The 24,296-nt window shown below is 35.5% G+C and carries 25 protein-coding genes and 3 pseudogenes; 17 read left to right on the plus strand and 11 right to left on the minus strand.

Translation table 11 applies throughout. The annotated features are described in order from the left end of the window. Nucleotides 1-25: 25 nt before the first annotated feature. Both ABWU73_RS03990 and ABWU73_RS03995 read right to left on the minus strand, forming a co-directional pair. Nucleotides 26-700, minus strand: coding sequence for an ABC transporter ATP-binding protein (locus ABWU73_RS03990; protein ID WP_007549198.1), 675 nt, complete (start codon nt 698-700; stop codon nt 26-28). A gap of 39 nt (nt 701-739) precedes the next feature. After that, entirely contained in the window at nt 740-1,201 is a 462-nt protein-coding gene (locus ABWU73_RS03995) for a HesB/IscA family protein (protein ID WP_164224387.1), read from the minus strand. A gap of 47 nt (nt 1,202-1,248) precedes the next feature. Between ABWU73_RS03995 and ABWU73_RS04000 the strand changes: the two genes are divergently transcribed. From ABWU73_RS04000 to tnpC, 3 genes and pseudogenes are all read left to right on the plus strand, one after another. Then, on the plus strand, nt 1,249-2,448 hold the full coding sequence (locus tag ABWU73_RS04000) for a deoxyguanosinetriphosphate triphosphohydrolase (RefSeq protein WP_065106726.1): 1,200 nt from the start codon (nt 1,249-1,251) through the stop codon (nt 2,446-2,448). Then, on the plus strand, nt 2,448-3,530 hold the full coding sequence (gene ribD / locus ABWU73_RS04005; protein WP_264329521.1) for a bifunctional diaminohydroxyphosphoribosylaminopyrimidine deaminase/5-amino-6-(5-phosphoribosylamino)uracil reductase RibD: 1,083 nt from the start codon (nt 2,448-2,450) through the stop codon (nt 3,528-3,530). Before ABWU73_RS04000 ends, ribD begins: the two co-directional genes overlap by 1 nt. 112 nt (nt 3,531-3,642) lie before the next feature. After that, nucleotides 3,643-4,981, plus strand: a pseudogene (gene tnpC, locus ABWU73_RS04010) (IS66 family transposase). Between the two features lie 143 nt (nt 4,982-5,124). Here the strand turns inward: tnpC and rpe are convergent. Together rpe and ABWU73_RS04020 are read right to left on the minus strand one after the other, a co-directional pair. Next, complete coding sequence (gene rpe, locus ABWU73_RS04015; protein ID WP_007549508.1) at nt 5,125-5,805, minus strand: ribulose-phosphate 3-epimerase; 681 nt, start codon at nt 5,803-5,805, stop codon at nt 5,125-5,127. Between the two features lie 94 nt (nt 5,806-5,899). Next, nucleotides 5,900-6,328 (minus strand): zinc-ribbon domain-containing protein, encoded by a 429-nt coding sequence (locus ABWU73_RS04020; RefSeq protein WP_182366253.1) that lies wholly within the window; start codon nt 6,326-6,328, stop codon nt 5,900-5,902. Between the two features lie 73 nt (nt 6,329-6,401). On the opposite strand from ABWU73_RS04020, the gene dapD reads away from it, so the two are divergent. Continuing rightward, nucleotides 6,402-7,232, plus strand: coding sequence for a 2,3,4,5-tetrahydropyridine-2,6-dicarboxylate N-succinyltransferase (gene dapD / locus ABWU73_RS04025; protein WP_264329520.1), 831 nt, complete (start codon nt 6,402-6,404; stop codon nt 7,230-7,232). Between the two features lie 6 nt (nt 7,233-7,238). Here the strand turns inward: dapD and ABWU73_RS04030 are convergent, their stop codons facing one another. Next, complete coding sequence (locus tag ABWU73_RS04030) at nt 7,239-7,523, minus strand: DUF2610 domain-containing protein (RefSeq protein WP_010962783.1); 285 nt, start codon at nt 7,521-7,523, stop codon at nt 7,239-7,241. Continuing rightward, nucleotides 7,524-7,895, minus strand: a complete 372-nt coding sequence (locus ABWU73_RS04035; protein WP_022626336.1) for a hypothetical protein — start codon at nt 7,893-7,895, stop codon at nt 7,524-7,526. It lies immediately after the preceding gene. 101 nt (nt 7,896-7,996) lie between these two features. Here ABWU73_RS04035 and ABWU73_RS04040 point away from each other — a divergent pair, with 101 nt between their 5' ends. Further along, nucleotides 7,997-9,046, plus strand: coding sequence for a class I SAM-dependent methyltransferase (locus tag ABWU73_RS04040; RefSeq protein WP_264329519.1), 1,050 nt, complete (start codon nt 7,997-7,999; stop codon nt 9,044-9,046). A 263-nt stretch (nt 9,047-9,309) separates the two neighbouring features. Here ABWU73_RS04040 and terL read toward each other — a convergent pair whose 3' ends face one another. The 3 genes from terL to ABWU73_RS04055 all read right to left on the minus strand — a co-directional run bounded on the left by terL (nt 9,310) and on the right by ABWU73_RS04055 (nt 14,144). Continuing rightward, nucleotides 9,310-10,761: a phage terminase large subunit gene (gene terL, locus ABWU73_RS04045; RefSeq protein WP_265017706.1), complete on the minus strand. Its 1,452-nt coding sequence runs from the start codon at nt 10,759-10,761 to the stop codon at nt 9,310-9,312. A gap of 1,014 nt (nt 10,762-11,775) precedes the next feature. Next, nucleotides 11,776-13,350 carry a penicillin-binding transpeptidase domain-containing protein gene (locus tag ABWU73_RS04050; RefSeq protein ID WP_209472678.1) on the minus strand — a complete coding sequence of 525 codons (1,575 nt, stop codon included), beginning with the start codon at nt 13,348-13,350 and terminating at the stop codon, nt 11,776-11,778. Next, on the minus strand, nt 13,305-14,144 hold the full coding sequence (locus tag ABWU73_RS04055) for a polysaccharide deacetylase family protein (RefSeq protein ID WP_065106681.1): 840 nt from the start codon (nt 14,142-14,144) through the stop codon (nt 13,305-13,307). Before ABWU73_RS04055 ends, ABWU73_RS04050 begins: the two co-directional genes overlap by 46 nt. Before the next feature lie 122 nt (nt 14,145-14,266). On the opposite strand from ABWU73_RS04055, the gene ABWU73_RS04060 reads away from it, so the two are divergent. The 4 genes from ABWU73_RS04060 to ABWU73_RS04075 all read left to right on the plus strand — a co-directional run bounded on the left by ABWU73_RS04060 (nt 14,267) and on the right by ABWU73_RS04075 (nt 15,975). After that, nucleotides 14,267-14,389, plus strand: coding sequence for a hypothetical protein (locus ABWU73_RS04060; RefSeq protein ID WP_264711393.1), 123 nt, complete (start codon nt 14,267-14,269; stop codon nt 14,387-14,389). An 84-nt stretch (nt 14,390-14,473) separates the two neighbouring features. Beyond that, entirely contained in the window at nt 14,474-15,133 is a 660-nt protein-coding gene (locus ABWU73_RS04065) for a RadC family protein (RefSeq protein ID WP_012673223.1), read from the plus strand. A gap of 103 nt (nt 15,134-15,236) precedes the next feature. Further along, the gene (locus ABWU73_RS04070) at nt 15,237-15,569 is read left to right on the plus strand and encodes a helix-turn-helix domain-containing protein (protein WP_041582615.1); all 333 of its coding nucleotides are present in this window, start codon (nt 15,237-15,239) and stop codon (nt 15,567-15,569) included. A 34-nt stretch (nt 15,570-15,603) separates the two neighbouring features. Further along, nucleotides 15,604-15,975, plus strand: coding sequence for a helix-turn-helix domain-containing protein (locus ABWU73_RS04075; RefSeq protein ID WP_041582616.1), 372 nt, complete (start codon nt 15,604-15,606; stop codon nt 15,973-15,975). 136 nt (nt 15,976-16,111) lie between these two features. On the opposite strand, the gene ABWU73_RS04080 is transcribed toward ABWU73_RS04075, so the two are convergent. Beyond that, entirely contained in the window at nt 16,112-17,194 is a 1,083-nt protein-coding gene (locus tag ABWU73_RS04080) for a hypothetical protein (protein ID WP_012673224.1), read from the minus strand. Between the two features lie 198 nt (nt 17,195-17,392). Here ABWU73_RS04080 and ABWU73_RS04085 point away from each other — a divergent pair, with 198 nt between their 5' ends. From ABWU73_RS04085 to ABWU73_RS08135, 8 genes and pseudogenes are all read left to right on the plus strand, one after another. Beyond that, complete coding sequence (locus tag ABWU73_RS04085) at nt 17,393-18,316, plus strand: hypothetical protein (RefSeq protein WP_012673225.1); 924 nt, start codon at nt 17,393-17,395, stop codon at nt 18,314-18,316. 51 nt (nt 18,317-18,367) lie between these two features. After that, a complete protein-coding gene (locus ABWU73_RS04090; protein WP_007549995.1) occupies nt 18,368-18,697 on the plus strand; it encodes a helix-turn-helix domain-containing protein in 330 nt (109 codons plus the stop codon). Between the two features lie 22 nt (nt 18,698-18,719). Then, nucleotides 18,720-19,094, plus strand: a complete 375-nt coding sequence (locus tag ABWU73_RS04095; protein ID WP_007549999.1) for a helix-turn-helix domain-containing protein — start codon at nt 18,720-18,722, stop codon at nt 19,092-19,094. Between the two features lie 398 nt (nt 19,095-19,492). Further along, nucleotides 19,493-20,256, plus strand: a protein-coding gene (locus tag ABWU73_RS04100; protein WP_156518237.1) for an IS5 family transposase whose coding sequence is annotated in 2 segments (ribosomal slippage) — nt 19,493-19,847 and nt 19,847-20,256 — 765 coding nt in all. Because the reading frame shifts where the segments join, the coding sequence is not laid out codon by codon here. 127 nt (nt 20,257-20,383) lie between these two features. Then, complete coding sequence (locus tag ABWU73_RS04105) at nt 20,384-20,503, plus strand: ankyrin repeat domain-containing protein (RefSeq protein WP_353285524.1); 120 nt, start codon at nt 20,384-20,386, stop codon at nt 20,501-20,503. Nucleotides 20,504-20,586: 83 nt separating this feature from the next. Beyond that, nucleotides 20,587-20,634: pseudogene (locus tag ABWU73_RS04110) on the plus strand (hypothetical protein); the annotation flags it as partial. A 12-nt stretch (nt 20,635-20,646) separates the two neighbouring features. Further along, nucleotides 20,647-20,823, plus strand: coding sequence for a hypothetical protein (locus ABWU73_RS04115; RefSeq protein WP_007552506.1), 177 nt, complete (start codon nt 20,647-20,649; stop codon nt 20,821-20,823). Between the two features lie 50 nt (nt 20,824-20,873). Next, nucleotides 20,874-20,993 (plus strand): annotated as a pseudogene (locus ABWU73_RS08135) (recombinase); the annotation flags it as partial. Nucleotides 20,994-21,445: 452 nt separating this feature from the next. Here ABWU73_RS08135 and ABWU73_RS04120 read toward each other — a convergent pair. After that, on the minus strand, nt 21,446-24,226 hold the full coding sequence (locus ABWU73_RS04120) for an ankyrin repeat domain-containing protein (protein ID WP_264377396.1): 2,781 nt from the start codon (nt 24,224-24,226) through the stop codon (nt 21,446-21,448). Between the last annotated feature and the right edge of the window lie 70 nt (nt 24,227-24,296).

Below are 24,296 nucleotides of genomic sequence, written 5' to 3' on the forward strand. Positions count from 1 at the left end.
ATAGAAATTGTGCTATTTTTCCTATTCACAACTTCACTAATGATCGATCTCTCAATTGGAAAATGCAGTCTGCCTTTTCTGCAAGGAGATGATTGTGTGTTACTATAAGCATAGAGCTGTTATTTTCCTTTACGTATGAATGTAGCAGTAAAAACACCTTAAAAGAATTTGTTGGATCTAAATTTCCTGTTGGCTCATCTGCAAGTAAAAGCTTTGGAGAATTTACAATGCTTCTTGCAATTGCAACTCTCTGCCTTTCCCCACCCGAAACTTCAGATACCATGCTACTTGCTTTGTTTTCCAGACCAAATTTTTCCAACATTGCTTGCGAATTTTTTTTTGCTTCAGCTTTGCTTTTTCCTGCAATGAGTTGAGGAAGCATAATATTTTCCAACACCGATAACTCTTGTAACAAATAGTGAAATTGATAAACAAAACTAAGAAAATTTCTTCTTACATGAGTTTTATGCTTATTACTGGCTTGTGTGCAATTTATTCCATCTATCGTAACTATACCTGAAGTTGGCTTGTCCAACAAGCCTGCGATTTGCAATATAGTTGTTTTCCCTGCACCTGAATCGCCAATCAGCGCTACTACTTGCCCTCTTGTGACACTTAAGTTGATATCCTTTACAACAGCAGAATTGTTCTTGAAGCTTTTATCTACGGAAGTTAGTTCTAGTGCTACATTACCACCCATGTTTAAAAGATCCAGAAGGCATCTAAGTTTTAGTAATAATTAAACCGAAAAACTGTTACCACAACCACATTGAGACTTAGCAAAGGCATTCTTTATTTGAAAACCAGAACCACTGAGATCCTCAGTATAATCTATAACTGAGTTATTTAAAAATTTTGCTGAACAATTATCAACCATTAATACAGGGTTTCCATTTTCATCATTAATTACTATATCTTTACCTTTTTCGCTAAAACTGGAGTGGCTTCTATAGTCCTCACTTTCTTCATAGTCATCATCTTCGTCTTCGTCATCAAACTCATCATCGTAATCATCGTCTTCATCATCCAAAGATAGATTTTTATTCATTTGATCCATAAGAAAATTGTATTTGAAGCCAGAACATCCACCGCCTGAAACTGCAACCCGTAAAACGGAACTCTTATCTCCTTCCTGCTCTGCAAGAGAGTGGATTTTTTTTAGTGCATTATCAGTTAAGTTGATGTTGTAATTTGTTGACATAGTAACCACCGTTTATTATTGATAACTTATTATAGTAGAAATTTTACATGTCAAACAATAATTTTCTATTAAATTATGCATGTTTTCCAAGCAAAACAAAAGGGAGATACTTCAAAGAGCCAGAAGATGAGAATCGCAGCTGCTTTCAGCGTGATAGGGACCGTATCATTCACTCTAATGCGTTTAGAAAGTTGGAGTACAAAACACAAGTTTTTATCAATTATGAGCACGACTACTATCGCACTCGGCTTACTCATAGCCTTGAAGTTGCACAAATTGCAAGGTCCATTGCGCGTAGACTTGGCTTAAATGAGGATATCACTGAATGCATAGCGCTCGCACATGATCTTGGTCATCCTCCATTTGGTCATGCAGGTGAAGATGCTCTAAAGAAATCAGTTCAAGATTTGAATCTTGATAATGAGAAGTATGAGTTTGATCATAATGTTCAAGCTATAAGGATTTTAACTTATCTTGAACAAAAACATGCTGATTTTGATGGTATGAATCTAAGTTGGGAGGTGATTGAAGGAGTTGCAAAACATAACGGTCCCTTGCTTGGTCAAAACGCGGAGTCTTCTACAAGTAATCAGCTGTTATTAGAATACAACAAAAAATATGATCTAAAACTTGAAGAATTTTCAAGCATTGAAGCGCAAGTTGCTTCAATTGCCGATGATATTGCTTACAGTGTTCACGATCTTGATGATGCACTCAGGGCGAATTTAGTAACCATCGAAGATTTGCTGAATGTTCCTTTAATTGAAAAAATGTTTAAAGACATAAGGAGCAGATATTCAGAATTGCCTCAGAGCAAACTCATACATGAATCACTGAGTGGAACTATAGGAACTATGATAAGTGATGTTGTTTCTCAGACTGAAAGAAATATTGAAGATCACAAAATAAAAAGCGTAGAAGACGTAAGAAGTCTAAATAAAATGCTAGTCACATTTTCACCAGAAGTTGCGAATGCTACAAAAGAAATGAAAAGATTCAACATGGAGAAAATATACAGAAGCTATAAACTGAGTAGAACGATGAACAAAGCAAAACGCATAATACAGGAACTCTTTCAATGTTTTTATGAAAACCCAGGATTACTTCCCACAGAGTGGAGCAAACTCGCTTGTGAATCTCAGCGTTCAGTAATAATATGTGACTATATCTCAGGTATGACAGATAGATTTGCTATACACGAGCACAGAAGAATTTTTGATACCTCATACGAAATGACTTCTTTCTAATGACTGATGATCATTTCATGTCAATTGCATTAAGGCTTGCAGAAAAAAATCTTGGAAATGTTGCACCAAATCCTGCTGTCGGGTGTGTTATTGTAAAGGATGGTACAATTGTTAGTGAGGGATACACAGGGATTGGTGGGCGTCCGCATGCGGAGGTAGTCGCTTTGCAAAACGCTAAAGATTCAACTCATGGCGCAACTATATATATCACTCTTGAGCCATGTTGTCATCACGGAGTCACGGGGCCTTGCACTGCAAAAATCATAAAAGCTAGCATAAAAAGAGTAGTAATTGCAACTATTGACCCAGATAGTAGAGTTTCAGGTGGAGGCATTAAAGCTCTGAAAGAAGCAGGAATTGAAGTTGAGCAAGGTATTATGCAAAAAGAAACAGAAGAACTGAATGTCGGTTTTTTCACCACTAAAGAATTACATAGACCATTTATAGCTTGCAAAGTCGCAACAACTCTTGACGGAAAAATCGCAACATTTACAGGCGATAGCAAATGGATAACAAGTGAAAATACGAGAAACTGGGTGCATGAGCTCAGAACGAAATATGATGCAATTATGATCGGCAGCAATACTCTTATTAATGATGATCCACTCTTAACTTGCAGATTACCAGGACTTGGAAGTAGATCGCCAATAAGGCTAATTATAGATAGCCAAGGGAGATTAAAGGAAGAGCATAACATTGCAAAGACTGCAGACAAAGTAATAACTTGGGTCATCACAAATAAAGAAGTAGAGAAAAAAATAAAAAACATTAACTACTTAGTAGTTAATTCAAGCAACGCAGGTAAGGTTTGCCTAAAGGACATGGCATTAAAACTTGTTTCAGAAATTGGTATAACAAGATTATTAGTTGAAGGTGGAGGAGTGTTAATCACAGAACTATTAAAGTGTAATTTAATCGACAGGTTGATAATATGCCGCAGTGGTAAAATTTTAGGCAATGATGCCACTCCTTTTGTAGGAGATTTAGGGATTCAATTCATTAACAACTGTTATCAGTTTAAAAAAACAAAGATAATAGAGTTTAGTGAGGATATAGTTGAGGTTTGGGATAGGTCGTCATAATCCTTACATACTCAAACAGTAAAAAAAAGGTATCCGTTCAGCGGAGCGGTAAAATAAAAAGTAGACAAGGAGTGCTAAAAACATAATATCACAAGTAGTATGTGTGGTAAATATGTCTGATCTACTAGCTAGTCTTCTCAAGCTCTGTGAAAGCTTTAAAATAGAGATAGAGCAACTAAAAGCAGAGATAAAGAGGTTAGAGATAGAAAACGAAAATTTTAGATCTGAGAATAAGGCGCTAAGAATCGAAAATGCTGAATTGAAAGAAAGACTAGGTCTGAATTCACAAAATTCATCGATACCGAGCTCAAAAGAGTTATACAAGTTAAAGAAGAAAAAGAAAAAAAGTGACAGGAAAATAGGGGCACAGATTGGGCATGAAGGAAAGTATCGCCCTAAAATGGAAGCAGATGAAGTGGTGAAAATAGAGTTCTTGCGAGTGCGGAGGAGAAATTGCGATATCGAAAGAGCCATACATTCATCAAAAAGTTGATTTGCCAGCTTATGTTGTGGAATACCAATGGCCGCTGTTGCAAGTGTGGAAAAAGAAAAAGTAGCAGGCTACCAGAAGGTGTTACTGCGGATACATTTGGTCCAAAAGTTAAGTCAACAATCGCGGCGCTGAGCGGATTTTACAAGAACTCGAAAAGAGAAGTAGCAAATATTATAAAAAATATTTTCAACCTGGACATCAGTGTTGGTAGCGTGTCAAATAGCGAGGCTAGAGTTGCAGAAAAATGCCAAGAAGCATATGAGCAAATCGAGCAAGAAGTAAGTAAAAGTGAAGTTCTGCATATCGATGAAACGAGCCATTATAACAAAGGTAAACTTGGTTGGTGCTGGATGTTTGCCAGTAATACAGCAAGTTTTATAAAATTGACAGAGTCAAAAGAAATGAAGGTTTTACAAAATAGTAAGTTCTGCAATCGCAATAGCTTACGACAGGTACGCAGCATACAACTACTTTGCCGATAAGAACAGGCAAATCTGTTGGGCACATTTATCAAGAGATTTTGAAAGATTAGCACATAGTTGAAGTTAAAGTTCTGGGCTGTTACTTAAGAAACGTAGCCACTGAATTATTTGCACTAAAAAAGGCCTTGCTAAAAAATGAGATAGATGTTTTTAGATTTACCAGACGTGCCAGAAAATTGCGAAAACGTACAAGGTATTACTTGAAGCCGTTTACCTGAAGCAATTGGAGCTTCTCGAGTTGCAAAAAATATTTTGAAATCTGAAAGAATAATGTGGAATTTTTTAGATGACCCAGAAAACATTCCGCTGACAAACAACCATGCTGAACAGCAGATACGGCATTATGTCGTTTATCGCAAAAATTCATATTTTACCCAATCGAAGCGGGGAACTTGAACGGATAATTTCATTATACTTGACATGGAAACAAATGGGCTTTCCAAAACCTCTTATCTATCATCTCTCACACCGCTTAGCTGAACGGATACAACCCAAGAAAGGTTTTTCTACGTCATACCGCCGCGGTATCTCAGCATAGATTCCGCTAACGAGTAGCGGAATGACGAATTTGTTGTTTTTCAAATTGTAGGTAAACCTAAGCCACTTTAGCTATATAGGGTCACAACAATAGATTTTTAAGATCGTTTACGGCCTTCTTAATATCTTCAGCCTTGAATATCGCCGATCCCGCAACTAAAATATCAGCACCTGCTTTTATTATATCAGCTGCGTTAGAAAAGTTAATTCCACCATCTACTGAAATTTGTGTTTTAAGATTACGCTCCTGTATCATTTTTTTTATAGTAGATATCTTGTTCAACTGTGAATGAATGAATTCCTGTCCTCCAAAGCCAGGGTTGACTGTCATAATCAGCACAATATCTAGCTCATGTATTATGTATTCAAGCACACTTGGAGAAGTTGAAGGAACAATTGAAACTCCAACTTGAATCGGTTTTTTTTCGTCGTTTACATTTTTGTATGACTTTATCTTTCTTATCAACCTCTCAAGGTGTATCTCTGCTTCTGCATGTACAGTGATAATATCAGCACCAGCATTTATAAAGCTTTCAATGTGGTTACCAGGAGATGTGACCATTAAATGCACATCAAAAGGAAGATTGCTATATTTACGTATTGCAGAAACAACGCTAGGACCAATTGTAATATTTGGAACGAAATTCCCATCCATAACGTCTATGTGTATGTAATCCACACCTAAATCGCTAATTTTTCTTACTTCTTCCCCTAATTTTGCAAAATCTGCTGAAAGTATAGAAGGTGCAATTTTAATACTCATGAGCTGCCTTTTTTGCTAAAAAATAACTTATTTTTAAAACTCTGTCACCCTAAGCACCATCTGAGTAGCTAGAGACCGATATCGGTATGCCTATTTAACTAGATCTTAAATTAGATAAAAAAAGGTAGTCTTGATAAAACTTATTTACAGCAAGTTTTTTTACATTTGGACTTTCTGTTTGTTCTTTTTTGTACCCTAATTTATAGCTTATTGAATCCTTGTATAAACTGATCGTTTTGTATGCTTTGTTCATCTCTCTAGGAAAGATGCCGTTAGCAATTACGACGCATAACCCTGTAGCTGTTGCAAAAGCTAGAGTGGTAAATGCTAGATTTTGTAAAAAATTCCTTCCACTAACTTTTTTTTCCTGTATATTAGCAGAGTGCTGTTTGTTTGACACTTCTTCTAGATATTCATGCCATATGTGATTGCAGTTCGTACATTTTACCTTTCTTCCAGATGCACCTATTTGCTTAGGAGATACTAAGTAAGTTTTAGTACAACTATTACATTGTATTTTCATAGCACTTACATATAAGTAGTAACAAGCCCAAATGATACGAGCTACAAATTTAATATCAATATATATATAACAAATGGAAGGTTTGCAACTAAAAAAAACACAGAGTGAGATAAAAGATATTTGGAAAAATAGAGAAAAATTTAATGACTGTAATCTAAAGAAAACAGCAAGAATAGCAATTAAAGAGGTAATTGAGCTCCTTGATAGTGGCAAAATTAGAGTAGCAGAAAAGCTATCAAGTGGAGAATGGGTAGTACATAAGTGGATAAAGCAGGCAATATTATTACATTTTCTCACTGAAGAAAGCAAAATAATAGACAATACCAATTGCTGGTTTGATAAGATCGGTAACAAATTTAGTGAATGGAATGAGGAGAAATTTCGCCAGTTAAAAATTAGAGCAGTTCCTGGGTGTTTTGTTCGCCGATCTGCTTATATAGGTACAAATGTTGTTCTAATGCCAAGTTTTATCAACGTTGGTGCATATGTTGATTCAGGAACAATGATAGATACCTGGTCAACGATTGGTAGCTGTGCGCAAATAGGAAAAAACTGTCATATTTCCGGTGGAGTGGGAATAGGTGGAGTTCTTGAGCCTATTCAAGCTTCACCTGTCATTATAGAAGATAATTGCTTTATTGGAGCACGTAGCGAAGTGGCCGAGGGTGTGGTAGTGAGAGAAGGATCAGTCCTTGGCATAGGCGTGTTTATTGGGGCATCAACAAAGATTATTGATAGAGAAACTAGCAAGGTATTTTACGGCGAAGTGCCACCTTATTCTGTAGTGGTACCAGGGTCTATTCCATCTAAAAATAATATTTCAACCTATTGTGCAGTCATAGTAAAAAAAGTGGATGAAAAGACGAGATCGAAAATCTCTATAAATGAAATATTGAGGGATTAAACTATCTTACTCCTTGTCGTCACTTTTTTTATCATTATTACTAACCACAGTAATGGCATACGCGCATAACTCTGAGAAAGAGACTCCATTTTCTTGAGATAGTTTATATAATTTTTGTAGACTTTCTTTTACTTTATTAGGAATATTCCCTCCACGTTCTTTTACAAGCCAGGAATCTTGATGATGAATTGGATGAGCATCACTTTTTGGATTTCCTATGTATATTGCAAAAGGTGAACTTTGTCCTTTGAAGTCACATTGTACAGTAAATTTTTTTATAGATTCAGCCATCTAAAGACCTCTACTTTTCTTTTTGGTCGATTTTATAGCAGGTGGAAGAGGTGGTTTCTTTATAAAATCTTGTCTATTGACAACACTTTCTCTACCTTCCAAAGCTCGTCGAACATCAGCTCTGCTTAATTGCGACTCTTTTGCTACCTTCATTCCATGCTTTGCCATAATATTAGCACATGCTAGTACTTTTTTTACCAATTCTAGATCACCATTTAGCATTTGAACTAGCACTTGAAACACTTCCGCTAAAGTTAGCCCATCAGCATTTATAACCTTGTTTTCTATAAAATTGACAGCTTCTTCAAATTTGTATTCAATACTATCATCTTGAGGTATAAGGGCAACATAATCGGTGTTTTTGTCGTCCATAACTGAAGCACTATTACTCACAAACTTAAGTTTATACTATATATATAAATACTCTACTATTTTATATTATGGCACGCTATAGTTAAACATTTATTAATAACATGCTCACTTATATACACGAATTAATTGACAAAAGTCAAGGATCAATATCCATCAGTGATTTCATGAATGCCGTTTTGTACCATGAAAAATACGGCTATTATACAAGTAAATTACCGCTTGGTAAGGATGGTGATTTTACTACCGCACCTGAGATCAGCCAATTATTTGGTGAAGTAATTGCAGTTTGGATAATGCATACATGGGAAAAATTAGGAAAGCCATCAAAATTTTCTCTAGTTGAACTTGGGCCAGGCAAAGGAACACTCATTCACGATATAATAAGAGTCACTAAAAAGTACAGCAGCTTTTTTAATTCAATGTTGATCCACTTAGTTGAAATAAGCCCTACTTTACGGAAGATACAAAAGGAAAAATTAAAAAGCTTAGATGTTAATTGGCACAAAAATATTGACAACCTACCAGAACAACCAACCATTTTTTTAGCAAATGAGTTCTTTGACGCTCTTCCGATAGATCAGTTTGTATATCATGATGAGGGGTGGTATGAAAATATGGTGACAAAACAAGATGATGGCAGTCTCTTGGTGTCATGCCAGTGCGTGACACTGGAATCCAGAAAAAAAGAATCATGGATTCCAGTGTCAGCTACTCAGATGACAAATGGAAAATTTTTTAATGGTGCAGTGGTGGAAATATGTTCAGTTGGGGTTGAAATATTAAAAAAACTTGAGAAGAAGATATATAATAATAAAGGAGCTGCTTTGATTGTAGATTACGGTTATGTATACCCCGCATATAAGAGCACTTTGCAATCGATAAAACAACATAAGTATGCTAATTTTCTTGAGAATGTTGGTAATAGTGATATTACCGCACTTGTGAACTTTCAAGCGTTAAGAGATTCATTAAAGCATGTAGATTGTGAGATTTTAACTCAAAGGGAATTTTTATATCTTTTTGGCATAAAAGAAAGAACCCAGGCTTTAATGAAAAACGCAAGTGATGAACAAAAGAATAGGATCTTTAGTGAATTCCTAAGGTTGACTGAAAATATGGGCACTCTTTTTAAAGCAATGCTATTGATATAGCTAACCCAAGAAAGGTTTCCCTACGTCATACCGCCGCGATATCTCAGCATAGATTCCGCTAACGAGTAGCGGAATGACGAGCTTATTGTCATGCCGCCGCGAACCGTCATACCGCCGCGGTATCTCAGCCGCTAACAAAGCGGGATGACGAGCTTATCGTCATGCCGCCGCGAACCGTCATACCGCTGCGGTATCTCAGCCGCTAATAAGTAGCGGGATGACGGTTGTCTCCTAGCTGTCATCCCAGTACTGGTAGACTCAAATCACAATGCTCGTATAGCTGCAACCCTGGAGGTACTGTTTCTCACCCACTGCAAATATTGCACGGTACTGTCCACTTGGTCGTCGTGGCGCGTTTCAGGAAACATTAAAATCTCATACTCAAAATCGTTCAGCCATACTGCTTGATGTGGCAGAAAAACCTTGCCAGACTCTATAATCGGAACAATTTGATGAAATCGAGTGAGCTTGTCATCATGTGGCACTATTTCAATAATCGGTAAATCACTGTTTGTCTTTAGCTCTTGCACCAATTGTTGACCACTTGTTTTTGCTTCGATTAAAATTGCGTGTGGCGTCCATCTTGCAGCTAGTGACAAAACCTGTTCTTTAAGCTTTGGATACTCAAGCTTTGCGCGATATACATCAAGTAAATAGAATTTATTATCTATTTTTGCCCAGGTGGTGCAGACACTAAAGTTGCTCATGTCGCTTGTTGAAACCGCAGTATCCCAACTTTGTGTTACATGCGAGAGATTATCAGGAACATTTTTATAGCGCTTTAGCCACTCTCGTTTGACTATACCACTTGAAAGCGGCAGAGGGTTTTGTTGATATTGAGCAGCAAAAGCGTAACTCCCAAGTTCAGCTTTTATTATCTCAACTTCTTCTTTTCCTCCATCGAGGGGATATAACAACTGACCTTCTTCTCTTGAATATAATATCCTTACAGGTGACGCTGGTTTATTATATAATCGCCTGGTCGCACAGTGCTGAGCTACTCGGATGATAGGAACGGGAGGTATTGGCTTTTTGATTGAATAAATAACCTGCTTATTTTCAGAAATCATTGGCAAACAAATATGATGCCATATGTTTTTTGGCTTGGAGAGAAGGTGTCCAGTTAAGTCCTCCTGGTGTAGCCTGTGCATTACAAGAACGATGACTCCTTTTTTTCTATCGTTCAGCCTGGTTACTAAAGTCTGATCAAACCAGTTTGTGGCACGCTTTCTAAGCGTTTCACTCAAAGCTTGAGCAGAACTGAGCGGATCGTCCACAATGATAAAATCACCACCTTCACCAGTTAGTGTTCCACCAACTGATGTTGCGATTCTGTATCCTCTCTGCACTGTTTGAAATTTATATTTGGTATTCTGGTCTTTGGATAGTTCTATCTCTGGAAATAGCGCTCTATACCAACTAGACTGCATCACGCACCTGGTGTCGAGCGAGTGCTTTTCGCTGAGCCGCTGAGAATAACTTGCAACTATTATTCTCGCAGTTGGTTGGTTTCCCAGTATCCATGCGGGCCACGCAACGCTTATGCACATGGACTTCATCGAGCGCGGAGGCATATTGAATATTATTCGTTTCACTTCACCAGCGCTCGCCGCTTCCAGCCTATCTGCTATGACTTTTATATACTGATAATCGTTATACTCACACCCCGGCACTACCGTTTGAAAGCACAGTTCAATGAATTTTAGAAAGTTCATGATATAATGTTGAAACCAACGCGTGACGCTGGGATGACAAAAAAAGGAGCACTGGAATGACACCCTACTTAACCGTCATACCGCGATTCATTCGCGGTATCTCTTAACATAGATCCCGCTAACACGTAGCGGGATACTTAACCATCATTACACCGTCATACCGCGATTCATTCGCGGTATCTCTTAACATAGATCCCCTACTATACCTTAACATAGATCCCGCTAACAAGCAGCGGGATGACGAATTACTTAACCATCATTACACCGTCATACCGCGATTCATTCGCGGTATCTCTTAGCCGCTAACAAGCAGCGGGATGACGAATTACTTAACCATCATCTACACCGTCATACCGCGATTCATTCGCGGTATCTCAAAGCATAGATCCCGCTAACACGTAGCGGGATGACGAATTACTTAACCATCATCTACACCGTCATACCGCGATTCATTCGTGGTATCTCAAAGCATAGATCCCGCTAACACGTAGCGGGATGACGGTTGTTGTTTAGCTATAAATATTAAGAAATTTACCAAATGAAAAAAAAGGCAAAAGAAGCCCCGTGGTTATTATCCGCTTTAAAATATTGGCGTTTTTTATGTTTTAAACGCTTGACAAGCGAGATTCAGCCGCTTTTAATTGCAACTAACCTACGCTGCAAATGTTTAAGAAATTTACTAAGCAGAAAAAAAGACAAAGAATCCCCGAGTTAGCTAGTCTTTTACTATCTCTGTCGAGTATTGGCATTTTTTGATGTCTTGTAACGCTTTATAAGCGCGTTCAGCTTATTTAGATAAAAATCTAGATGTAGATGAAGTTTTGTAAAGACATACAGTATCTATATACTGCAAAAAATTGAACATAAGACGCCGATACATTAAGTAATCCTTACCTTTTAATCTGCAGATTGGCGAAAGCAAATACAATAGCTTCACTATCATGATAAGGGCGCTGGCGAAGGGTGTCAAGTAAGTTTTTTCGTTTCTATTCCCAATAAAAGTTTGTTATATGGTTATGCAAGAAGTTTAATACTCATAGTTTCAAGCATATACTGAAATATCTCATTAGCAATTGCAACATCTTGGCGTGGGGCTTTGCCGTGTTCTATAAACACAGAGATTGCATAGCGCGGGTTATGGTAAGGGCCATAAGCGATAAATAACTTATGACTTTCACCCTTAGAGTTTATCTCTGGTGTACCGGTTTTGCCAGCAATTTGTATACCGCTTAGCCCTTTCTTATAGGTTCCAGTTTTAGAATTCACCACATCAAACATAGCTTTTCGAACTATGCTAAGATGCTCACAATCCACATCAATATCGGGAAAATCTTGTATCGTTTCATTCATCTTAATGCGGGGAATTACCTCTTTTCCTGTTGCAATCCTCGCTGCAAGAACTGCAAGCTGTAGTGGTGTTGTAAGCATATACCCTTGTCCTATAACTAAGTTGATAGTGTCACCTAAATACCACTGCGAATATAGCTTTCGTGTACGCCAATCTCTATCTGGCAACAACCCTGGAGCTTCTTCTTTAAACGTTCCAATCAGTGGCCCACTTCCAATACCAAATTTTCTGGCCATTTCTACTAGAGAGTCTACACTTATTTTTTTCCCTATATTATAAAAGTAAGTGTTGCATGATAATGCCATTGCCTCATTTAAAGATACATACCCATGGACTTTGCTTTTCAGACAACGAAATTTCCGCTCACCTATTTTCATATAGCCCTTGCACGAGAATTTCTCTTCTGGTGTTATTATCCCGTCTTTTAAACCCGCAAGCGCAACTATTACTTTAAATATTGAACCAGGTGGAATTTGATATGATAACGCACGATTCACGAGCGGCAATGAAGGAGCATTCAAGCTCTCCCAAGTCTCATTTGATAGCCTGCTAGCAAAAAGATTATTATCGTAAGAAGGTGAATTATATAATGCTAAAATTTCTCCATTATTTACATCAATTACCACTGCGGAGCCTTGGTGATCTTTAAATACCTCTGCGGTTTTCTCTTGCAGATTAATATCAATTGTCAGTTGTACATCTTGTCCGTCTTGTTGTGGTATGCTTGATAATTCTTTTATGACGCGTTTTTTAGAATTTATTTCCTGCTCAGATTTTCCTGACTTGCCTTTCAATATATGATCATATGTATATTCAATACCGCTGATTCCTACTTCGCTTATGCCTTGCTGTCTTTTTGTATATCCGATTACATGAGAACACATTGAACCAAACGGGTAATAACGTTTATAAAGAGCAGTTATTTTTTCTGACGATTTTGCTATTTTAGACTCGACTTCTGATAATGTCTGCAAATCAACTTCCTTACCAGAACCATCAAACAAAACAACATACGAAATTTTGTTCATCGCAAGTTCAATGCTATTCCTATCTAAAATTTTGCCCCGCTTAGGCATAATAGTAGCAACTCTTATTCTATTACTATTAGATAGTGCTTCGTACTTTTGTCTGTTTCGTATTTGTAAATTATATAACCTGCAACTAAAAACCGCAGAAATGGTAAGCTGAATACCACCTAATATGAATGCTCTGCGGTTAAAGACTTTGTTTTTTGTCCACATAACATTCCTTCAAAACACACTTTTTTCCCCTCTTTTATTGTTACACTTCTGGCTTTTACCGTATTACAAACCCTTTTTTCCCACTCACTTAAGGTCACAAACTTATAACCTGATTTTTTTAGTATTTTAATAATATGAGGTAAAGCTTCAATTGTGTTTGACCTGTTATTGTGATCATGAAACAGTATAACTGCTCCATTATGTACATTACTTAAAACTCTTTCAACTAAAGTTTCTGGCTTATCACCTTGCCAATCTAGCGAATCAACTGTCCATAATATTGAATACATATTTAATTGATCAGTATTTTCAATCAGATTATCGTCATAACATCCATATGGCGGACGAAACCATTTTACATCTTGTTTTATTGCATTTTTAATTGCTGTATTTGTCTTTTCCAATTCTTGCAATTGTTCCTCACTTGAAAGTGATGTCAACTTCCTATGCGACCAAGAGTGATTGCCTAACTCATGACCTGATTCATGAATTTTCTTTACTATTTCAGACGTTTTTTCATTTATACGTTCACCAAGCACAAAAAATGTTGCTTTTGCTTCATAGCTTTCCAGAACATTAATAATATCGTTTATTCTATTGTTGGAAGGTCCATCATCAAACGTAAGCGCAACAAACTTATCGTCGTTATTCAATAATTTTTTTATATTACTTAAATTTCTATATGATAGATCTAGATTACAACTGAGCCCACAGTATGGTAAATTAAAATTACAATCACTACAAAAAGCCGTACTTGAATATAGTAAGAAAAAAGTGATTATCCTTATAAACATTTGTAATCAGCAAAGTGATAGAATACTACACTTTTTTGTTAAGTTAAGCCATCTTTAATTGCTGTAGCCTTTACTTCATCGCTTCTTTAATATATTGTATTAACAATTTTATATAATATATTATGATTGCAAATATAAATACCATTGCGCTTCAGGGAATTAGCACAGTAAATGTCAATGCACAAATTCATATGGCAAATGGTATTCCAGCTTTTAAAGCAACAAGGACAACATTGCAAATTTAGAGTTCAAAAGGGTTATTCCTCGAGAACTATTGCGTCAGAAAGTTGGCGCTGAATTTGTATATAATGTTGACCTTGGAGGTTTTTATGAATAATAGTGAGAGAAAAGAAAAATTGGAAACTCGCATTTTATCAAGTAGAGGCAGGTCTTTACTTGACCATGAGCTACTGGAACGTACTCTATCTGAATGTGAAGAAGGAAGAGAAGTGGCCAAAAAGCTAATAGAGCTCTTTAGTAGTTTAGGAAGGGTAATTAACGCTGACTTTCATGAGCTAAAAAATGTTACAGGAATGAATGATGGAGCAATAGCAAGTATCTTTTGTCTGAAAGAGATTTTCGATAGGATACTGAAAGGTAAGTTAAAAAAGCTGTCGATTCTTGATAACAGAGAAGAGCTACTAAAATACTTTAAAACAGCAATAGGGCAGTCACGAAAGGAAAGCTTGCGAGTAATATACTTAGATCGAAGTGGTCATTTGATATACGAGTATATTCAAGACTGTGGAACTATAGACAGAGTACCTCTATATGTGAGAGAAATAATCAAACAGGGATTACTGATCGATGCATCATCTATTGCAATTTCACATAATCATCCAAGTGGAGATACAGAACCATCAAAGGAGGATGAGGATAACACACTTACATTAGCTGCAACCTGCGAAAATGTAGGAATGAAATTAATAGATCACATAATCGTAACACAGAAGAGCCACTTTAGTTTTTATGATAGTGGTTTATTGTAATCTGTAGACCGGAAGGAAAGTTCTCCAACTTTCCTTCTTTTTTTCTACTTCATAAATTAAAAAATTCAATATAAGCTTGAGCAGCTAAAATTAGTAATGAAAGGTGGAATTAGGCAAAAAAATAAAAGAACTTAGATTATACTGTGGTTTAACACAAACTGAGTTGGGAAAGAAAATAGGCGTTTCGTATAGACAAATACAAAGGTACGAAAATAGTTCAAACCAAATTTTGGCCAGTAGGCTATACGACTTAGCAAAAGCACTATCGATTAATGTGGCTGATTTTTTTACTGATGTGCATGTCGACTCACATGAAACTTATGATGAAGAAATACTAAAATTAGTCAAAGGATATAATGAAATTAAAAGCAAAAGGTTACGTAGCGTAGTTTATATATTGGTAAAATCTTTTTCTCAAAGTTACAATGAGAGTTAGTATTGCTTCAATACCTCAGTTAATATATTAATAAATGATTGTACAAGATGAACAACATCCTATTGATAAACAAATAGGTGAAAGAATAAGGAAGAGAAGGTTAATATGCGGTTTTAGCCAAAGAGACTTAGGAAAAAAGCTCGGAATTTCATTTCAGCATATACAAGGATATGAAACTGGAGAGGTAAGGCTTGTAATTGATAGATTGTATAATTTGGCAGAAGCTTTGTCCGTTGATATGTCATATTTTTTTACCAAAGCTTCTGAAGACTTACACGATAAGGCCTTTTGTAGCGATGTGGGTAGTGAAGAAATATCAAGGCTAGTGAGGGAATACAGGAAAATTAAGGATGAAACGTTGCGTGATATTGTGCATTCAGTGATAAAAGCGCTTGCCAATAAATAATATTGCCTGAATATATCTTCAATCCACTTCTACAAGCAATGCTAGTTAAGGTAAATTTTTTATGGTAATTTTGATTAAATTTCAAGAACTACTTTACTTTGCAATAATTATGGCTATGTAAAAACATAGCCACCAATCAAGAACGTCCTACAGATGTCGTTTTGGTATCTTTTAATTTGCTCACCCAAGAAAAGGTCTCACTACTTTTAGAATTTTGGTCGCCCCACCTTCCACATCTAGTAAAGCTGCCTTTTTCCACTACTTCTTTAACAGACATTCCACCAAATAAACAACCCTTTCCTACGATTTCTCCTATTTCTTGCAACTCGTTCCACATTTCTTCATCTTCTACCTCAACTTGTACTTGATGATAGTCTTCTGTGTCATGATATACCATTAAATTTAGCTCTCCTAGGCTAGTGCAAAGTGTTACTGTAAAAGCGCTGTTATCGGATATATCTACGTAATTTCTTTTACCGTCTTTCCCAGTTTTGACCTCAACTTCACCATCACCTATTTTTATGATACTACCGCCAAGGTTTAAGTCTCCTTTACTTAAGCCCAAATTTTTTGCACCTTCTACAACTTTGGCAACATCAACTATGCAGCTATGTGAAAATTCAATATAGAAGGTCTTATTATCGATTTCTACATCTTCAACAGTTCCTTCTATAGTAGCGTCTTCTCCAACTTCCCTAAGTTTCTTGAGCCTACTATATATTTGTGGCTCAATTTCTTTTTGCACTTTTTGATACATTTCAGCTATTTTCTTATCAACTTGTACATTAAAATCTGCTCCATGTAAGGCTAACTTTCTGATTATATCTTCTTGTTTATTTTCTTTGAATTCATCACGATACATCTTAAACATTGTAACGTTAGTGAAGCTAAAGCCATCTTCGTTGCGAGCGTTTACTCTTATTCCTAAATCCAAAGCTTCATCGACGATTTTACTTAATTTGTCTAGATTTTCAGCTGCAATAGCTTTTTCCAAGAATTCATTTAATTTCACATTTTCATATTCACTTAGCCTTATCTTGCATAAAGCTGATCGAAATGGATTGAGCTCCTCAGGATATGTTAAGACAGGTAATTTACTAATCTTTTTATTTGCTGTTGGAGCAGCTTTTATAAAATTAGGTAATAACCCTTCTTTTGCTATTCGCTCTACCGCTTTTAACATTTTACTAGACAATTTTTTACCATTTATTTTTTTCATTGTAACCCTCATTTAATTTCATTACTATTCGATCATATCGTGATAAATATTATTTAATTGTTAATATTATACGACTTATTGATTTACTATATATTATAATAACAAGTTTTGCGGGCATCTACACTAGAAAAACACATCCTATAAAAATTATTTCAGTTTCAACAAAAATGGGGTATCGTAATCGTAAAATTGAAAAAAATGGATATCCTATCTTACTCTACTGAAAAGCTGAAAAAGCATTGTCAGCTACTTGATGATGAAGAAAAAATAGTTCTATATGAGCAGCTGCTAGACAAGGCTAAAGATATACTTGAAAACTCAAGAGATGATATTGCAAAGTTGAAAGAGGTAAGCAAAGCAGTTGTAGCAATAGAGGAAACTACCGATAAGCAGTTACTAGAAAAGTTTAATGATGATCACCCGCTAAGAGAAGTGGACATTTTAATCTACTCTCCTCAAGGAAATACTGAATATCTATTCAGCATAGATAACTCATCAGAGCTTTATGATTTAAAAGAAGATAAAGAAAAAGCTCTTTATAATGCAGTAAAGTTAAATGATGTTGAGCTTGTAAAAAAGCTGCTAATGATCCTTTCACCTACAGAAGTAAGTAATTTTGACACGAAATACTTGGAAGAATTGAAAATATTGCTGTCAGGAATTCACAAAGAATTGCAATTATCACAAGATATGAAAAATTATCTTGAGAAGACGATAAAGTTCTATAGTTTTTTATGTAGTAATTTTAACTTACTAGTTACAAATCCTACTGACGTAAAAGCCATAATTGATCTATTTGCTGCTCAACCAAATATTGATTACCAAATAGATAAGCTTCTACTTTCTTTTATTGTAAGAGATGTTGAGGAAAAAAAGCTAAACTCTGAAATTAGTCATATGATAGAACTTCTTGAGCAACACGAAAGATTTGCTGAGCTCGAATACAAGGTTAGAAGATTAAGATCAGAGTTTGCAAGTGGCAAAAGCAGATACTCGGCTGAAGTAATACGAAATAGCATTGCAGAACGAGAAAAAGAGATGAGGGAAATTGAGAAAAAATACGTAAGGCCAAACGATTTAATTAGCGAGAGGCAGAAATTATTAAAGCAATTACTTTGCTAGCTTTTTTTCCACTTCATAAAATTTGTTGTAAATTTGAATAAGAGGTGAAAAGTGCAATTAGGTAAAAAAATAAAACAACTTAGGTTAGATCGTGCTTTGACACAGACCGAATTGGGAAAGAGAATAGGTGTTTCGTATAGACAGATACAAAAGTACGAAAATGGTTCAAATTGTGTTTTGGCCAGTAGATTATATGATTTAGCAAAAGCACTATCGATAGATGTTGCTAACTTTTTTACTGATATGCACACTGACTCACATGAAGCTTATGATGAAGAAATACTAAAGTTAGTCAAAGGATATAACGAAATTAAGAGCAAAAGGTTACGTAGTGCAGTTTATATATTGGTAAAATCTTTTTCTCAAAGTGATAATACATAGTTAATATTACCTGATACGTAAAATGACTATACAACATCCTATCGATAAACAAATAGGTGAAAGAATAAGGAAAAGAAGGCTAATGTGTGGTTTTAGTCAAAGAGACTTAGGAAAAAAGCTTGAAATTTCATTTCAGCATGTACAAGGATATGAAAGCGGAGAGATTAGGCTTGTAGTTGATAGGTTATATAAATTAGCAGAAGTACTATCGGTTGATATGTCGTATTTTTTTACCAAAGCCTCTGAAGACTTACATGATAAGGCCTTCCATAGCGATGTAGGCAGCGAAGAAATATCAAGGCTAGTGAGGGAATATAGAAAAATTGAGGATGAAACTCTGCGTGACATTGTTCATTTAGTGATTAAGGCTCTTGCTAATACAGGCTTTAAAGCATAAATTCTCTCCTTGAGTCGTTGAAGAAAACTTAAACTTTCATTTTCTTCATCATTTTGCTTTTCTTTCACTTTGATGCGTGTAGTTATACCCTACACAAAGTATAATGTTTTAAAAATAAAAACCTGCACCATAAAATATTGAGATTTAGAATATTAACTTATAAAGTCTTTTCGGCAGTTTTAGCGAGGGTTTATTAGCAAGGATGTTGGAGGTTAGCAATGACTATATCTGAAGGTGTAATACAGCGTATAAGGCATAATGATAAGAACGCGATAGGGGGATGATTTTTTGGTCAAGGTGGCTGTGCACCATCCAGCTAAGTTTGATAGCTTAGAACCTGTCTTGAAAGGGAATAAAGAAAAGAGTATGATGAGGTAAGCAAAAAATAGGAGGGTAAATTGTATCCAAGTGATATAAGTGACAAGGAATGGGAAATTTTAGAGCCCTATGTTGCACAAGGAGCGATAGGACGACCAAGAAAACATAACATCAGAACAATTATTAATGCAATAAGGTATATAATGAGGGGTGGTTGCCAGTGGAGAATGCTACCAAAGGATTTTCCCCCATGGAAAACGGTGTATGACTATTTTATCAGGTGGCGTAATAATGGAAAATTGAAAAAAATACATGACATGCTAGTAAAAGAGGTAAGAAAAATGGTTGGTAAAAATGAAACACCTTCAGTAGGTATAATTGACAGTCAATCAGTGAAAACGACTCAAAAAGGGGATCAAGAGGATATGATGCCGGTAAAAAAATAAAGGGTAGAAAACGCCATATTATTGTAGATACACTAGGTCTTGTAATTACTGCAGAGGTACACAGCGCAAGCATTCAGGATCGTGATGGTGCTACCAATCTTTTTATTCAAGCTAAATGCAAAGCTCCAACATTACGTAAGTTTTTTGCTGATCAAGGATACAAAGGTAAATTACAAAATCGATGTTTGTTGGAAACTGGATGTTTGCTAACGATTACCAAGAAATTGGTTGATACAGGATTTCAGGTTATTCCTAAACGTTGGATTGTAGAACGAACCTTTGCTTGGCTTTCCAATTTTAGACGCATGAGCAAGGATTACGAGCATTCTCCTCTTACTTCAAAAAACAATATCTTATTTAATATGATTACTTCTATGCTTACTAAATTAGCTGCTTAACTCCTTTCAAGACAGGTTCTTAGAAGTAACAAAATTTTTAGTAAATAATAAAGGTGTAAGTTTTAACGCTAAAACTAATGACGAAAACAAGCCTATTCATATTGCAGCTGATTTTTGAAATATCGATATTGTAAAGTTTTCTCTTAATAAGGGAGTAGAAGTTGGTACAAAAGGTAAAAACAATTGGACTCCTTTGCATTATGCTACCAATAAAGGATATCTAGGGATTGTAAAGCTTCTAATATAAAAGCAACAACAAGAATCATTTATTAATTCTAAAACCACAGATCAGTCTACTATGCTGCCAAGGAAGGACATTTATCAGCTGTAGAGTTTCTCATAGAAAAAGGAGCAAGAATTGATATTAAAAATTCCAATAATAGATCACCATTGGAACTTGCAAATGATGGAGGACATGAAGAAGTTGAAAGTTTACTAAGAAATGAATTACTTCTTGATGCTGTCAAGAGAAAAGACCGCAGTGGAGTAGAAGCTCAACTTGATAAAGGGGCTAATGTTAATTATGTACGTCGAGAAGATGGCTGTGCACCATGCTGTCAGTTATAACCATGAAAATCTTGAGTTTGTGAAGTTCTTAATAGGGAAAGAAAAGGTGAAATTATTTAGCACCAAAGATTAAAGAAGATATAGTAAATGGGAGGCAGCCAAGAAATTTGAAATTAGTTGATTTGAGAGAAATACCGGTGTTGTGGAGTGAGCAGATGGAAAAATTGTAAGGAATGGCGTCTTAATTTACAAAAGTAACAGAAAGAGTACGTGCCAGAAGGAGCTGATACGAAGGGCCATTCCAAAAGATGTTGAGGAAGTCAAGATTGATGTAAAAAAGCAAATCAATGTTATAAAAGCTGACACTCAATTATGCAAAAATATCAATATAAATGACGAAGATTTTAGCATGCTAGATACGACAATGGCAGAAAATGTATCGAATTTTAGCTGCACATTTTAATAATAGATCTGGGGAAAAATTCTATAGAAATCGAAAAATGCAACGTACAATACTCTAAATCCCAGCATACAACTCGAGAAAGTAGTACATGTGGACTAATCTACAGCTTCCTTTGAACCTGAAAGCGTACTTGAAAATTCATAAGTGCTAAGTAAATTCTTTTTTAACCATCTAAATAAACTTCCTCCATCATTGCTGTGTAACAAGTCATATACGGAGCTATGATCCACTTACAAGTAGTGACTTATGTTGGTGAGATTCTATCTTTAACTCGTCCATACTACACCTTGGTAAGCTTGAATAGCATTTTGCCAAGATTTTATTACTATTAAACAGTGGTTCAAAATGATCATGTCCCTTATTTACTATATGTAAGACATTATTGTCATCATAATCTATCCTATTATACTCACCTGTACTTCTTGATCCTAAACTATCTATTAGTTGATGCAAGGATGGATCTTGTTGTTCATCAGTAGCATGTAATGGATTACTCTCTACAACATGCAATTTTACACCATACTTTCCGCAAAGTATTCTACCTTCAACCTCAGGATCACCCCATCTATTGTTATTTAGAATATTTTTTGCATAAAAATCTGGAGTTTCCCTACGCACCACGCCATTATTATCATGACTGTTAGTAATAGCATTTATGAACCATTCTGGTGGGTTATTTCGTGCAAACTCTTTACAATATTGTCGCAATTGCTCAACAGTAGCTTTTATCCCTAATTGTTGTTCTAGTTCTTGTCTAAACGAATCAAAAAAACAGTTTCCATCTTCAATTGCTTGTCCTAAATAGAAATTATCAGGTATGTTTGATTTTTGTTCTTTATCACCTTGTTTTTCTGCTTTTTCAATAACTCCTTTCTCTAAACCAAAAATCTTACTCCAGTTATATTTACCTTCTAACCCCAATTTTTTACTTTCCTTTTCTGCTGCTTTAGCTAAGTCTGTTTTAGAAATATCCCCTTTTTCTTCACAGAATCTAGATAAAGTTTTAAAGATTTCTACCAGGTGAGTTTTTATGTCAAAATTCTTCTCCTTTTTTACAATATTAGACTCAATATAGCGTAAATCCTGTAATAGTTGTTGCTTTTCATTTACAGTTTGAGCAGCTGAACTAACTGTTTCGGAATATTGACAAAGTTTTCCTGATCTAGTAAAGAAACCTCGTTCTATGGCTTGATCAACTGGTAACCCCCCTAGTAAGCAATTCTTACCTATTTTTTCGTTACAATTTTTTAATTCCTCCAGTAAATCTTGATCGTTCACCTCTACTCTTATTAGATCTTTATTTTGTGTATCAGGATATAACCTGACCTCTAGTTCCCCCTGAATGGTATAGAAAGTTAATACTATATCACCACCTTCTGTAAGATCTGTGTAATTCCTTACACCATCTTTTGTGATAATCTCTACTTCACTATTACCGATCTTTACTATATTTCTTCCACACTTTACATCTCCATGGGTTAGCCCTAAATCCCTTGTTCCATCTGTAATTTGTGCAACATCTATTGTACTGTCCTCTGAATATTCTAAGTAAAAAGTAGCGTTATCCATTTTTGCACGATTTAACTTGCCGTTGGTCGCATTTTTTGCGATTTTCAGGAATTTCTGAGTACAATTAACATACTTTTCATGAGCTTTTATCATATTAGCTTTGTGATCTTTAAATTCTAATTCCAGTTCGCCAATTACATCTATACTGTTTTTAGTATAGCACGCTGCTCCCCACGATACCAACTTACATACTATATCACTTGCAACTTTAGGATTCTTTTCTAATCTACTAATTTCTTTTATTACATAATCTGTAAAGTTGTACTTTTCACCTTGAGAAGATTTTTTAGCGAAATTTAACATTACTCCGAAATCTATAGCTCTATCTACAACTTTTTCCAGTTGATCCATACTTTCAACTTGAGATATGTCATTTAAAAATCCACCTAGCACTATCTGTTGGTTTGGGATACTCCATAAAGTCCTAGGTGGAAGCAAACACTTTTTCTTCTTATTGCACATATTTGCATCTTTTTTAGGATCAGTTGCTCCTGCCTTTAGAAGTAAATCCACTGCTTCTTTGCAAGTAGCTCTAGCATAACTAAGTACTTTTGACATACCTACTCTATCCTGAACAATGAAAATCATTTTGAGATCCTGACTATTCTTATGTTTATCCAGAAACTTGCCTAAATTTTCAATAGCCTGACGATTAAAAACTTCACCTATAACATGAGGTTTTTTATAATCTTCAGGCGAGAGTATACCTAAAAGTATATCATACAGCTCTTTACTCAACTTTTTCTGATTGTCAGTTAAGAAGCATTCTAAAATGTGGCAGTTATTATTATCAATAGCAGTTTGTAATGGGGTTTTTCGTTTATTGTCCCGTATGTTAGGATCAGCTTTTCCCTCCAAGAGTAGATTTATAGTGAGATACCTATAGTTACTATCAGCAGCATAATGTAAAGGTGTTTTCCCTTCATTGCTTTCTATATTAGGATCAGCCCCTGCTTGTAGAAGTAAATTGACTAAAGTAGGACCGCTCTGATCATCATTGAGTCTTGAAGCAGCATGCAATAACGTTAATCCTGACTCTCCCCTTTTAAGGTTAAGAACAACTTTTAAATCTTGATCGTCCTTGTTATTTTTTAAAAAATTTTCAAGTTTTTTAGTATCGTACTCATGAAGATAAGAACCTATACCCTTAAGAGTTTTTAGTAATTCTTTATTTAACTTTTTTTGATTCTCGTTCAAATTTGTTGTATGAGCAAGCCATATACACACCAGCTCCTCAAATGAACATTGACCATCAACTAGAGATCTACCTCCATTTAATTCAGATGGAACCCATAAATATTTTTTAATTAACTCGTACTCTTCATCCAATAGTTTGTCTGTTTCTGACCACTCTTGTCCAGGACTTAATTTCTCTTCTAGCTTTTTGCTCGCTTGTTTACTTTGCCCGTTGATAGCTTCAGCAATAACCATATTTTCCTCCTAGCTTGATATATTATGTACAATATATAATATGAGTCAAGCTGATTTTAATATAATATTT

The organism is Wolbachia endosymbiont (group A) of Andrena helvola, from assembly GCF_964028415.1.
Lineage (GTDB): Bacteria > Pseudomonadota > Alphaproteobacteria > Rickettsiales > Anaplasmataceae > Wolbachia > Wolbachia pipientis.

Coding starts and splice junctions, on each gene's coding strand:
- ABWU73_RS03990 (WP_007549198.1), bottom strand. CDS start 700: ATGGGTGGTAATGTAGCACTAGAACTAACTTCCGTAGATAAAAGCTTC.
- ABWU73_RS03995 (WP_164224387.1), bottom strand. CDS start 1,201: ATGTCAACAAATTACAACATCAACTTAACTGATAATGCACTAAAAAAA.
- ABWU73_RS04000 (WP_065106726.1), top strand. CDS start 1,249: ATGTCAAACAATAATTTTCTATTAAATTATGCATGTTTTCCAAGCAAA.
- ribD (WP_264329521.1), top strand. CDS start 2,448: ATGACTGATGATCATTTCATGTCAATTGCATTAAGGCTTGCAGAAAAA.
- rpe (WP_007549508.1), bottom strand. CDS start 5,805: ATGAGTATTAAAATTGCACCTTCTATACTTTCAGCAGATTTTGCAAAA.
- ABWU73_RS04020 (WP_182366253.1), bottom strand. CDS start 6,328: ATGAAAATACAATGTAATAGTTGTACTAAAACTTACTTAGTATCTCCT.
- dapD (WP_264329520.1), top strand. CDS start 6,402: ATGGAAGGTTTGCAACTAAAAAAAACACAGAGTGAGATAAAAGATATT.
- ABWU73_RS04030 (WP_010962783.1), bottom strand. CDS start 7,523: ATGGCTGAATCTATAAAAAAATTTACTGTACAATGTGACTTCAAAGGA.
- ABWU73_RS04035 (WP_022626336.1), bottom strand. CDS start 7,895: ATGGACGACAAAAACACCGATTATGTTGCCCTTATACCTCAAGATGAT.
- ABWU73_RS04040 (WP_264329519.1), top strand. CDS start 7,997: ATGCTCACTTATATACACGAATTAATTGACAAAAGTCAAGGATCAATA.
- terL (WP_265017706.1), bottom strand. CDS start 10,761: ATGAACTTTCTAAAATTCATTGAACTGTGCTTTCAAACGGTAGTGCCG.
- ABWU73_RS04050 (WP_209472678.1), bottom strand. CDS start 13,350: ATGTGGACAAAAAACAAAGTCTTTAACCGCAGAGCATTCATATTAGGT.
- ABWU73_RS04055 (WP_065106681.1), bottom strand. CDS start 14,144: ATGTTTATAAGGATAATCACTTTTTTCTTACTATATTCAAGTACGGCT.
- ABWU73_RS04060 (WP_264711393.1), top strand. CDS start 14,267: ATGATTGCAAATATAAATACCATTGCGCTTCAGGGAATTAGCACAGTA.
- ABWU73_RS04065 (WP_012673223.1), top strand. CDS start 14,474: ATGAATAATAGTGAGAGAAAAGAAAAATTGGAAACTCGCATTTTATCA.
- ABWU73_RS04075 (WP_041582616.1), top strand. CDS start 15,604: ATGATTGTACAAGATGAACAACATCCTATTGATAAACAAATAGGTGAA.
- ABWU73_RS04080 (WP_012673224.1), bottom strand. CDS start 17,194: ATGAAAAAAATAAATGGTAAAAAATTGTCTAGTAAAATGTTAAAAGCG.
- ABWU73_RS04085 (WP_012673225.1), top strand. CDS start 17,393: ATGGATATCCTATCTTACTCTACTGAAAAGCTGAAAAAGCATTGTCAG.
- ABWU73_RS04095 (WP_007549999.1), top strand. CDS start 18,720: ATGACTATACAACATCCTATCGATAAACAAATAGGTGAAAGAATAAGG.
- ABWU73_RS04120 (WP_264377396.1), bottom strand. CDS start 24,226: ATGGTTATTGCTGAAGCTATCAACGGGCAAAGTAAACAAGCGAGCAAA.